The sequence below is a fragment of the Pseudomonas sp. FFUP_PS_473 genome (assembly GCF_002858665.1).
GTDB classification, from domain to species: domain Bacteria; phylum Pseudomonadota; class Gammaproteobacteria; order Pseudomonadales; family Pseudomonadaceae; genus Aquipseudomonas; species Aquipseudomonas defluvii.
Window position 1 is genome coordinate 47051 of record NZ_PJQQ01000011.1, and the last position, 12395, is coordinate 59445.

The window sequence follows — 12395 nt, forward strand, 5'->3', positions numbered from 1 at the left end:
ACCTGCCACGCGCGCCGCACCTCCGTACAGTCAAGCGTGTTTCGGCTCCTTGATCTTGAACCAGGCCACATACAGCGCCGGCAGGAACAGCAACGTCAGCAAGGTTGCGATGATGATCCCGCCGATCATCGCGTAGGCCATCGGCCCCCAGAACACTTCTCGCGCAATCGGGAGCATGCCCAGACTCGCCGCGGCGGCCGTCAGCAGGATCGGCCGACGTCGGTGATCGGTCGCCTGCATGACGGCCTCCCACGGGCCATAGCCTTGGGCTTCATACTCATCAATCTGCGTCACCAAAATCACCGAGTTACGGATGATGATACCGATCAACGCCAAGATCCCCAGGATCGCCACGAAGCCCATCGGCGTACCGGTCGGCACCAACGCCAGCACCACGCCAATCAACCCCAACGGGGCGACGCTGACGACCAGGAAGAGCTTCTGCACGCTGTGCAGCTGGATCATCAGAAAGGTCGCCATCAGGAACAGCATCAGTGGCACAACCTTGGCAATTGGCGCCTGGGCCTTGGCGCTGGACTCCACCGTACCGCCGGTGGCCACCTGATAGCCCGCTGGCAACTTGCCGGCGAATTCATCGATCTGCGGCTTGAGCTGCTTGACCAGATCGGTGGGCTGAATCTCACTGCTGACCGCTGCCTTCACGGTAATGGTCGGTTTGCGGTCGCGACGCCAGACCAGCGGCTGCTCCAGCTCATAGCGCACGGTCGCGAACGCCAGCAGTGGGATCGAGGTGCCATTAGGGCTGAGGATCTGCAGGTTCTGCAGGGTCTGTGGCGAGGCGCGCTCATTGTCATCGGCGCGGGAGATCACGTCGATCAGGTAGATGTTGTCACGCACCTGTGTCACCGCCGCACCGCTGACAATACCATTCATGATGCTGGCAACATCTTCGGAAGACAGCCCCAACTGCCGGGCCTTGTCCTGAGCAATGTCGATACGCATGACCTTGCCCGGTTCGTTCCAGTCGTAAATGATCTCGCCGATGTTCGGGTTGCTATCAAGCAAGGTCGCCAGCCCGATGGCATGCCGCCGAACCTGATCGATGTCCGAACCACTGACCCGGTACTGGATCGGCCAGCCCACAGGTGGCCCCATCTCAAGCGACTGGAGGTAGGTACTGATGCCGACGAAATCGGTTTTCAGCCGTTCCCGCAAGCGGGCCATCAACGCCCCTCGCTCCTCAAAGCCCTTGCTGACAATGACAAACTGGGCAAAGTAGGGGTTGACCAGTTGTTGGTCCAGCGGCAAGTAGAAACGGATCGCGCCCTGGCCAATGTAACTGCTCCAGTGAACGATATCCGGATCACCCTTGAGCGTTGCTTCAAAGCGGTCAACCGCCTTTCGGGTCTCTTCGATCGAGGCATTCTGCGGCAGGTTGAAGTCGATAAGAAACTCAGGGCGGTCCGAGGCCGGAAAGAACTGGTTCTGCACGAATCGCATGGCGAACAACGACAGCGCAAACAGCAGCACCGTGGCAATGATCGTTAGCCAATGATGGCGCATGCACCAAAGCAAACCGTTCTGGAACGCCTTGTCAAAGCGCCCGGCTTTCTTGTCGTGGGCCTTCACCTTGGCATTGAGGATATGCACACCCAGCACCGGGGCAAACAGCACGGCAACCACCCATGACACCAGCAGGGATGCGGCAATCACCGCAAACAAGGTATAGGTGTACTCACCCGCCGAGCTGGCGTTAAGGCCAATGGGCACGAAACCGGCAACCGTCACCAGCGTGCCGGTCAACATCGGGAACGCCGTCGAGGTGTAGGCGAAGGTCGCCGCTTGCTCTTTGGTCTCGCCCATTTCCAGGCGGGTGACCATCACCTCGACGGTAATCATGGCATCGTCAACCAACAACCCCAGAGCAATGATCAACGCCCCCAGAGAGATCCGCTGCATGGTGATACCGCTGTACTCCATGAACACGAAGACCATGGCCAATACCAGCGGGATCGAACACGCCACCACCAACCCGGCACGGATGCCAAGGCTGATGAAACTCACCACCAGCACGATCACCACCGCCTCGAACAGCGCACTGGTAAAACCACCAACGGCTTCTTCGACCACCACCGCCTGATCCGAGACGGTATGTACCCCGACGCCCACCGGCAGGTCGGCGATCACTTCCTCCATCTTCTTGTGCAGGGCCTCACCGAATACCTGCATGTTACCGCCGGACTTCATACCGACGCCCAGGCCAATCGCCGTCTGACCATTGAAGCGGAACATCGGCGTCGGCGGGTCGACGTAACCGCGGCTGATATCGGCAATGTCAGCCAACCGGTAAAAGCGATCGTTGAGACGCAGGCTCACCTGTTCCAGGTCTTTCTCGGAGGCAAACTGGCCTGTGGTGCGCACCGAAATCCGCTCAGGCCCCGCCTCGATGATGCCTGCAGGCGTTACAGCGTTCTGCGCTTGCAGAGCCTGCAATACCTGACGCCGGTCTATGCCCAATGCGGCCATCTTGCGGGTGGAGAAATTCAGGTAAAGCACTTCGTCCTGCGCGCCGATCATCAACACCTTGCCCAGATTCGGTACCGCACGAATCTCGGCACGCACTTGCTCGACATAGTCGCGCAACTGCCGCATGGTCAGCCCATCAGCAGTAAAGGCGTAGATGGAGCCATACACGTCGCCAAACTCGTCGTTGAAACCCGGCCCCTGAACCCCCTTGGGAAAATCGGCCTTGATGTCCTGGATCTTCTTGCGAACCTGGTACCAGATATCCGGGATGTCCTCGGCCTTGGTGGTGTCGAGCAGGTTGACGTACACCGTCGACTCACCCGGGCGGGTGTAACTTTTCACATAATCGAGAGAGTCCAGTTCTTCGAGCTTCTTTTCGATCCGGTCAGTGATCTGATTGAGGGTCTCATCCTGGGTCGCACCCGGCCAACTGGTCTGGATGACCATGGTCTTGATGGCAAAGGAAGGGTCTTCTTCCCGGCCCAGGTTCAGGTAGGAGAACACGCCCATCAACAGGGATACGAACATCAGGTACCAGACGAACGACTGGTGTTTGAGCGCCCATTCGGACAGGTTGAAGCTCCCTTTCATGGGCCCACCTCATCAAGTTTGACCTTTTGCCCCGGCTTCAGGCTGTGTACCCCGGCACTGACCACTCGCTCACCAACCTGCACCCCCGAGGCCAACGCGACCCTATCGTCGTTACGCTCAAGTACCTTGACCTCACGGGGCGAGACGGTCTGCTGCTGCTCGTCGACCACCCATACCCGGCTCTGGCCGTCAGCCTCTTGCACAGCGCTGACGGGTAGCTCCACACGTGGCGCCACGGCCGAACTCAGGGAGACACTGATCGCCGTCCCCAGACGGAAGCCGATCGGCGCCTCGGCCAGGGTCAGACGGGCGCGACGGGTTCGGGTCGCCGCATCGGCCTGCGGCTCAAGCTCACGCAGCGAAGCGGACGTTTGGGTACTGGGGTCAAGCTGCGCCTCGACATGAAAGCGCAAGCCCTTGGGCAACTGTTCAGCCAGTGTTGTCGGCAGGTCGATGACCGCCTCCTTGACGTCAGGACGGGCCAAGGTGACCACGGGTTGGCCGGCGGTAACGGTCTGTCCGGCTTCGGCTTGCCAGGCCGTCACAACGCCCCCATGGTCGGTGTGCAGCTCGGTGTAGCCGAGCTGGTCACGCGCCTGCCTGAACGCCGCACTGGCCTGGTCCAGGGCAGCCTTGGTGGTCTTCAGGTTGGTCTGGGCAATATCCAACTGGGCCAGCGCGCCGGCCCCCCGGTCGTACAACTGCTGCTGGCGTCGGGCATTGGCCTGGGCATTGATCAATTGGGCCTGGATCTTGGCGAGGTCACCCTCGGCGGCACGCAACTGGTTACGCTGATCGGTCGGGTCAAGCGTCGCCAGCAAGGCATCCTTGGCCACCTCGGTGCCAACATCCACATGACGCTGAGCGATTCGTCCACCCACCCGAAAACCCAGGTTGGTTTCATAGCGGGCCTGGATGCTCCCGGCATAGCGCCCCCATTGTTGAGTGTCCTGTGTCGTGACCCGCAACGTCAGTACAGGGCGCACAGGCTCCTCACTGTGTTCCTCGGTGCAGGCAACCAGGCACAGGCAGGTGCTGATAAGGATCGCAACAGATTTCATGGCGCCACCCCTTCAGCACTTGCCGGAACCACCTCGACCACTGCACCAGGGTGCAAGGTCTGGCCACCGGCCACGACCACCGTCTCGCCGCCCTTCAGCCCCTCCGCGATCACCACCTTGCCGGTCAGGTAGCGGCTGACGGTCACCAACTGCAAGTTGACCTTGCCGTCCTTGTCGACCACCCAGACAGCTGGATCATGCAGCGCCTTGGTCAAGGCCGCCCAAGGCAGCTCGACACTTGTTTTACCCGCAGCATTCACGCTGGCACTGACCACGGAGCCCAGCTCCATGCCCTTGGGAGTCGAGTCCAGCCCGACTTTTACCTGCACAGTACCGCTCTGCGCCGAGACGGTCGGGTTAACCTCACGCACCCGCCCCGAGGCCTGCACCTGCGGGTTATCGACCATACGAACGGTCACACGCCGGTCATTACGTGGGTCAACCGACAGCGACTCATACACGTTGAACACCGCGTCGCGCGGGCCATCGGCAGCCAGGCTGAAAATGGGCATTGTCGCTTGAACCACCTGCCCGACTTCGGCCTGACCCGCGGTGATGACGCCTGCGGTATCGGCTACAAGTGCGGCATAACTCAACTGCTCACGAGCACTGGCCAACTGCGCCTCGGCAGCCTTCAGTGCGCTGCGGCTGCTGAGCAGGGCGGCTTCGGCGGTGTCGTATTCGCTCTGGCTGGTGTAGCCCTTTGGCAGCAGCTTTTGCTGCCGTGCAAACGCCTTACTGGCCTGGGTGACACGTGCCTGCTCGGCAAACACCTGTGCAGCGGCCGAATCGACGGCGGTCTGCAGGTCCTTGGGGTCAAGCCTTGCCAGCACCTGCTTGGCCGTCACCCGGTCACCGACATCGACACTGCGGGAAATGATCTGGCCGCCCACCCGGAACGACAACTCAGTCTGTACACGTGCCTGGATATCGCCCGTCAGCGTCGCTGCGGCAGCGTAATCATTGGTTTCGGCAACCTGAACCACAACACGCGGGCGTTGCGACTCAATGGTTTCTTTCTCGCCACAGGCACCCAGTAGCAACGTTAGTCCCAGGCAGACGATCAGGTTTGGACGCGACACCGGCATGCGAGCTCCTTGCGATACCCAGTCGAAGAGAGGATGCGAGTGTTAGCGTAGATCAGGGTTACAAGCGCCGCTTGCGAAGCCAGCGAAGGAATGCAGGAATCGACGCTACATTGCGTAGGTCAAAAGGAAATGTTGATTCAGATCAGAGAGACAGAAAAGGCCGCCCGGGTGAGGGGCGGCCTTTTCGGCGATACCACCATTGCGCAAGCGCATACGCCAGCTGACGTATGCGCTTGCTTGCACTTACACCGAAACGGCAGCAGGTGCCGGCGCGCGACGCACGTCCGGCTGCTTCCACGAGTCGGCTGCACTTTCCTCGATGGCTTGCTGGATAGCCCGACGGCGGCGCTCTTCGGCCCGACGGCTGAAGTACCAGACCAGGAAGGTCACCAACGACACCGACAGCAGAATCAAGCTGGCCACCGCGTTGATTTCCGGCTTCACGCCCAGACGCACAGCCGAGAAAACTTCCATCGGCAGGGTGGTCGAGCCCGGGCCGGAGACGAAGCTGGCCAATACCAGGTCGTCCAGCGACAGGGCAAAGGACATCATGCCGCCCGCTGCCAGCGAAGGCGCGATCATCGGAATGGTGATCAGGAAGAACACCTTCCATGGCCGCGCACCCAGGTCCATTGCAGCCTCTTCGATGGACAGGTCCAGCTCGCGCAGGCGTGCCGACACCACCACCGCTACATAGGCAGAGCAAAAGGTGGTGTGCGCAATCCAGATGGTGAGGATACCGCGCTCCTGCGGCCAGCCGATCATCTGTGCCATTGCCACGAACAGCAGCAGCAGCGACAGGCCGGTAATCACCTCAGGCATGACCAACGGCGCAGTGACCAGGCCACCAAACAGGGTACGGCCCTTGAAGCGGGTTACCCGTGTCAGCACGAAGGCCGCCAGGGTACCGAGGACGACGGCGGCAATCGCGGTGTAGCAGGCGATTTCCAGCGAGCGCGCCACCGAGCCCATCAACTGGCTGTTGTCGAGCAGGCCAACGTACCACTTCACCGACCAGCCGCCCCAGACCGTCACCAGCTTGGAGGCGTTGAACGAGTAGATCACCAGGATCAGCATCGGCAGGTAGATGAACAGCAAGCCCACTACCAGCATCAGCTTGGAGAAACTGAAACGCTTCATGCCCGACCCTCCATCTCTTTGGCCTGACTACGGTTGAAGAGCAGGATCGGTACGATCAGGATCGCCAGCATCACTACCGCCAGTGCCGAAGCCACTGGCCAGTCACGGTTGTTGAAGAACTCTTGCCACAGCACTTTACCGATCATCAGGGTTTCCGGGCCGCCGAGCAGTTCTGGGATAACGAACTCACCCACCACCGGAATGAACACCAGCATGCAGCCGGCGATGATCCCGTTCTTGGACAGCGGCACGGTGATTTTCCAGAAGCTGTTGAAGGTGCTGGAACCCAGGTCGGAAGCAGCCTCAAGCAGGCTTGGGTCGTGCTTCACCAGGTTGGCATACAGCGGCAGGATCATGAACGGCAGGTACGAGTACACCACACCGATGTAAACCGCCAGGTTGGTGTTGAGGATCTGCAACGGCTCGTCGATAAAGCCCATGGTCATCAAGAAGCCGTTAAGCAGACCGTTGTTGCTGAGGATGCCCATCCAGGCATAGACCCGAATCAGGATCGCGGTCCAGGTCGGCATCATGATCAACAGCAGCAGGACCGTCTGGGTTTCCTTGCGCGCATTGGCAATGGCGTAGGCCATCGGAAAGCCGATCAACAAGCACAGCAGCGTGCTGATGAAGGCCATCTTCAACGAGCCCAGGTAGGCCGACAGGTACAGCTCGTCGTCGGTCAACATGGCGTAGTTGCCGAGGTTCAGCACCAGTTCGAGTTTCTGCTCGACGAAGGTGTAGATCTCGGTGTACGGCGGAATAGCGACGTCCGCTTCGGCAAAGCTGATCTTCAGAACGATGAAGAACGGCAGCATGAAGAACAGGAAAAGCCACAGGAATGGCGCACCAATGACCAGGTGACGCCCCTCGGGAACCAGGCGCTGGAAAGCGCGCTTCAGTTTTCGAATTTTCATGAGCGCAATACCACACCGGAGTCGTCTTCCCAGCACACATAGACCTGGTCACCCCAGGTCGGCCGGGTTCCTTGGCGTTCGGCGTTGGCAACGAACGACTGCACCACCTTGCCGCTCGGCAACTCGACGTAGAACACCGAATGGCCACCCAGGTAGGCAATATCGTGAACCTTGCCGCGCGACCAGTTGTGCTCACATGACGGTTGCTCGGTGGTTACCAGCAGCTTCTCTGGGCGCAGCGCATAGGTGATGTGCTTGTCTTCCACCGAGGTAGTGACGCCGTGGCCAACGTAGATGCCGCGCTCAAGCTCGGGGCTGGAGATCAGGGCATAGCTTTCGGCGTCATCCACCACTTCGCCTTCGAACAGGTTGACGTTGCCGATGAACTCACAGACCAGGCGGCTGGTCGGGGTCTCGTAGACGTCGATCGGGCTACCGATCTGGGCGATCCAGCCCAGGTGCATGATCGCAATGCGCTCGGCCATGGTCATGGCCTCTTCCTGGTCGTGGGTCACCATCACGCAGGTCACCCCCACGCGCTCAATGATCTGCACCAGTTCCAGTTGCATCTGCGAACGCAACTTCTTGTCCAGTGCGCCCATTGGCTCGTCGAGCAACAGCAGTTTTGGCCGTTTGGCCAAGGAGCGGGCCAGGGCCACACGCTGACGCTGACCGCCGGAAAGCTGGTGCGGCTTGCGCTTGGCATACTGGGTCATGTGCACCAGCTTGAGCATCTCGGCCACACGGGCGTCGATCTCGGCAGCCGGCATGCGGTCCTGCTTCAGGCCGAACGCGATATTCTGCGCAACGGTCATGTGCGGGAACAACGCATAGGACTGGAACATCATGTTGATCGGCCGTTCATAAGGCGGCATATCGGTGATGTCGACACCATCAAGGAAGATGCGGCCTTCGGTCGGACGCTCGAAACCGGCCAACATCCGCAGCAATGTGGATTTACCCGAGCCGGAGCCACCCAGCAGAGCGAAGATCTCGCCCTTGCGGATTTCCAGGGACACATCGTCCACGGCGACCGTTTCGTCGAACTTTTTTGTAACCCGATCGATTTTCACCAGCACCTGTTTAGGTTGCTGGCCGCCATCGAGGGCTTTTTTATAGGCACCGGAGGCAACAGCCATGTGTGAAACTCCCAACAAGAATTTTTGCAGCCCGCCCCTGCCGTGACGGGCCCTGGATACTCATTTGCCCGACTTGACCTTGGTCCAGCTACGGGTCATCAAACGTTGCACCTTGGGTGGCAACTCAGCATTGACGTACAACTTGTCCAGCACCTCTTGCGGTGGATAAACCGCTGCGTCGGTTCTAACGCTCTGGTCCATCAGATCGCCAGCCTTTGGATTCGGGTTGGCATAACCGACGTAATCGCTGACCTGGGCAATAACCTCAGGCTTGAGCAAATAGTTGATGAAAGCGTGCGCCTCTTTGAGATTGCCGGCGTCCTTGGGAATCGCCAGCATGTCAAACCAGAGGTTGCCGCCCTCCTTGGGAATGGCATACGCCACCTGCACGCCCTTGCCCGCCTCTTCAGCGCGGGACTTGGCCTGGAATACATCGCCGGAGAAGCCAGCAGCCACACAGATGTCGCCGTTGGCCAGGTCCGAGATGTACTTGGACGAGTGGAAATAGGTCACGTAAGGGCGCACCGCCATCAGCTTGGCCTCGGCCTTTTTATAGTCGGCCGGGTTGGTACTGTTGGGGTCCAGGCCCATGTAATTGAGCACTGCCGGGAGCATCTCGTCCGGGGAGTCGAGGAACGCGACACCGCACGCGGACAGCTTCTTGATGTTTTCCGGCTCGAACAGCATGGCCCACGAGTCGATCTTGTCAGTACCCAGCACGGCCTTGACCTTGTCGACGTTGTAACCAATGCCGTTGGTGCCCCACAGGTAAGGCACCGCATACTGGTTGCCCGGGTCGTTCTTGTTCAGACGCTTGAGCAGAGCAGGATCGAGGTTCTGCCAGTTCGGCAGCAGCGATTTGTCGAGTTTCTGGAACGCACCCGCCTTGATCTGCTTGCCGAGGAAATGGTTGGACGGCACGACCACGTCATAGCCGGAACGACCGGCCAGTAGTTTGCCTTCCAGGGTTTCATTGGAATCAAACACGTCATACAACGGCTTGATACCGGTTTCTTTCTCAAAATCCGCCAGCGTGGTCTGGCCGATATAGTCCGACCAGTTGTAAATGTGCACCGTGGGCGCCGCTTGGACGCTGATCGCCAGCGTCAGACCCGCTCCAGCCATCAAGGCCTTGCGAAATACAGAAATAGACAAGTGGAAGGTCCTCTCAATAGTGCCCGAGCTAAACGACAGAATGCTCTGCCGGATAACCAAACCGGCGCGCAACTTACCTTCGATACACCCAACCGGCAAAAAATATTTGCCCTCACCTCCCGCGAGAGCGCTGCCCTAGAGCTTCCGGGCAGCGCTCAGCGGGTCAAACCGGGCTTATTTGCCCGACTTGATCTTGGTCCAGCTGCGCGTCAGGATCCGCTGAGTAGCCGGCGGCAGGTCGCTGATTGCATACAGCTTGGCCTTCACTTCATCCGACGGGTAAATGCTCGGATCGCCAGAGATGTCCTTGTCCACCAGCGGCGTTGCCGCTTTGTTGCCGTTCGGGAAGCGTACGGCGTTGGTGATCTCGGCCATGATTTCCGGCTGCATCAGGAAGTTCATGAACTGATAGGCTGCGTCGAGGTTCTCGGCATCCTTTGGAATCGCAACCATGTCATAGAAGCTGCCCGCGCCTTCTTTCGGAATGGCGTAGCTGATCTTGACCTTGTCGCCAGCTTCATGAGCACGCGCCTTGGACTGTTCCAGGTCACCCGAGTAACCCACGGCGACGCAGATGTTGCCGTTGGCCAGGTCCGAGATGTACTTGGAGGAGTGGAAGTAGGCGATCGAAGGACGGATTTTCAGGAACAGCGCTTCGGCTTCAGCCAACTGCTTCTTGTCCTGGGAATCGGTCGGGTAGCCGAGGTAGTGCAGCGCCACCGGAATCATCTCGGTCGGCGAATCGAGGAAGCTCACGCCGCAGCTCTTGAGCTTGGCGATGTTCTCCGGCTTGAGCACCACGTCCCAGGAATCGATCTTGTCGACGCCCAGCGCAGCCTTGACCTTCTCCGGGTTGTAGCCGATGCCGATCGTGCCCCACATGTAAGGGAAGGCGTGCACGTTGCCCTTGTCGCTGGCATTGCCAACGGCGTTGAGCAGGTCCGTATCGAGGTTCTTCCAGTTCGGCAGCTTGGACTTGTCCAGCTCCTGGTAAACCCCGGCCTTGATCTGCTTGGCCAGGAAGTTGTTCGAAGGTACGACCACGTCGTAACCGGATTTACCGGCCAGCAACTTGGCTTCCAGCGTTTCGTTACTGTCGAAAACGTCGTAGACCACCTTGATGCCCGACTGCTTTTCGAACTTGGCGATGGTGTCTGCTGCAATGTAGTCAGACCAGTTGTACACGTGCAGCGTCTTGTCTTCTGCCTGAACAGCACTGGCCATTGCCCCCATCAGGGACATTGCCAACAGCGTCTTGCCCAATTTCTTCATGCGTAATGCTCCAGAATTTTTATTGACCATCTGTTCAGCAACCGGGACCTTCGGCGCAGGCACTAGGCGACTGAAACAGCCGCTAGTCTGGCAAGGTACAAGGCGCTCTTTCAAGGAAAGAGCAACCCTGAACCCCCTTAATGTCACAACGCTAGCCTAGCAGCAGGCTTACTGGATCGCCTCATAGGTCAGGTCCAGGCATTTACGTGCCTTTTCCACCAGCTCATCGATCTCTTCACGCGTGATCACCAACGGCGGCGCAATGATCATGGTGTCGCCTACAGCGCGCATGATCAGCCCGTTGTCGAAGCAGAACTGCCGGCAGATCATGCCCACGCCTTTGCCTTCATAGCGCGCACGGGTCGTTTTGTCCTTGACCAGTTCGATCGCACCCAGCATCCCCAAGCCACGAACTTCACCCACCAGCGGGTGATCGTTTAGCTCGCGTAGACGCTTTTGCAAATACGGTGCCGTTTCCTCATGAACATGCGTGATGACCTTCTCGTCACGCAGGATGCGCAGGTTTTCCAGGCCTACTGCAGCCGCCACCGGGTGGCCTGAGTAGGTGAAACCGTGGTTGAAGTCGCCGCCTTCGGTGACCACGCGGGCCACTTCGTCACGCACAATAACGCCGCCCATGGGGATGTAACCGGAAGTCAGGCCCTTGGCGATTGTCATCAGGTCAGGTTTGAGGTCGTAATAATCGGAACCGAACCACTCACCGGTGCGACCAAAGCCACAGATCACTTCGTCGGCAACGAAAAGAATCTCGTACTTGGCGAGGATTTCCTTGACCTTGGGCCAGTAGGTTTCTGGCGGAATGATCACACCACCGGCCCCTTGAATAGGCTCGGCAATGAACGCCGCAACGTTGTCCTCACCCACTTCGAGAATCTTTTTCTCCAGCTGCTCGGCCGCCCAGACGCCAAACTCGTCCGGGGTCATGTCGCCGCCCTCACCGAACCAGTAAGGTTGCGGAATGTGCACGATGCCCGGAATCGGCAGGTCGCCCTGCTCGTGCATGAAGGCCATGCCACCCAGGCTGGCGCCCGCGACAGTCGAACCGTGGTAGCCGTTAACGCGACCGATGATCACCTTCTTCTGCGGCTTGCCTTTGAGCGCCCAGTAATGGCGCACCATACGCAGTACGGTGTCGTTACCCTCGGAGCCGGAACCGGTGAAGAACACATGGCTCATACCCTTCGGAGCAACCGCGGAAATGGCTTTGGCCAACTCCAGTGCCGGTGGGTGAGCGGTCTGGAAGAACAGGTTGTAGTAAGGCAGCTCACGCATCTGGTCGCTGGCCGCTTTCACCAGCTCTTCACGACCGTAGCCAACCGCCACACACCAAAGCCCGGCCATGCCATCGAGGATCTTGTTGCCCTCGCTGTCCCACAAATACACACCCTTGGCCTTGGTAATAATGCGCGGGCCTTTCTCCTTCAACTGTTTATAGTCGCTGAAAGGGGCCAAGTGGTGCTCGCCGCTCAAGGCTTGCCATTCACGGGTTTGCGGGTTCTTGACGCTCATGTGCTTCTCCAATTG

Annotated in this window: 9 protein-coding genes; all 9 read right to left on the reverse strand. The window is 59.3% G+C overall.

The features are described from left to right. Window positions 1-30: 30 nt before the first annotated feature. Entirely contained in the window at window positions 31-3078 is a 3048-nt protein-coding gene (locus CYD26_RS09660; protein ID WP_102052475.1) for an efflux RND transporter permease subunit, read from the reverse strand. After that, complete coding sequence (locus CYD26_RS09665) at window positions 3075-4139, reverse strand: efflux RND transporter periplasmic adaptor subunit (protein WP_102052476.1); 1065 nt, start codon at window positions 4137-4139, stop codon at window positions 3075-3077. Before CYD26_RS09665 ends, CYD26_RS09660 begins: the two co-directional genes overlap by 4 nt. Continuing rightward, entirely contained in the window at window positions 4136-5227 is a 1092-nt protein-coding gene (locus CYD26_RS09670) for an efflux RND transporter periplasmic adaptor subunit (protein WP_102052477.1), read from the reverse strand. The genes CYD26_RS09665 and CYD26_RS09670 overlap by 4 nt, the downstream gene beginning before the upstream one ends. Before the next feature lie 243 nt (window positions 5228-5470). Then, window positions 5471-6367, reverse strand: a complete 897-nt coding sequence (locus CYD26_RS09675) for an ABC transporter permease subunit (protein WP_099776250.1) — start codon at window positions 6365-6367, stop codon at window positions 5471-5473. Next, the gene (locus tag CYD26_RS09680; protein ID WP_102052478.1) at window positions 6364-7284 is read right to left on the reverse strand and encodes an ABC transporter permease subunit; all 921 of its coding nucleotides are present in this window, start codon (window positions 7282-7284) and stop codon (window positions 6364-6366) included. The genes CYD26_RS09675 and CYD26_RS09680 overlap by 4 nt, the downstream gene beginning before the upstream one ends. Continuing rightward, window positions 7281-8423 carry a polyamine ABC transporter ATP-binding protein gene (gene potA / locus CYD26_RS09685; RefSeq protein WP_065760073.1) on the reverse strand — a complete coding sequence of 381 codons (1143 nt, stop codon included), beginning with the start codon at window positions 8421-8423 and terminating at the stop codon, window positions 7281-7283. The genes CYD26_RS09680 and potA overlap by 4 nt, the downstream gene beginning before the upstream one ends. Before the next feature lie 60 nt (window positions 8424-8483). Next, complete coding sequence (locus CYD26_RS09690) at window positions 8484-9578, reverse strand: polyamine ABC transporter substrate-binding protein (protein WP_102052479.1); 1095 nt, start codon at window positions 9576-9578, stop codon at window positions 8484-8486. 174 nt (window positions 9579-9752) lie between these two features. Next, window positions 9753-10850, reverse strand: a complete 1098-nt coding sequence (locus CYD26_RS09695; RefSeq protein ID WP_102052480.1) for a polyamine ABC transporter substrate-binding protein — start codon at window positions 10848-10850, stop codon at window positions 9753-9755. 168 nt (window positions 10851-11018) lie between these two features. Beyond that, window positions 11019-12380 carry an aspartate aminotransferase family protein gene (locus tag CYD26_RS09700; protein ID WP_065760070.1) on the reverse strand — a complete coding sequence of 454 codons (1362 nt, stop codon included), beginning with the start codon at window positions 12378-12380 and terminating at the stop codon, window positions 11019-11021. Window positions 12381-12395 lie beyond the last annotated feature (15 nt).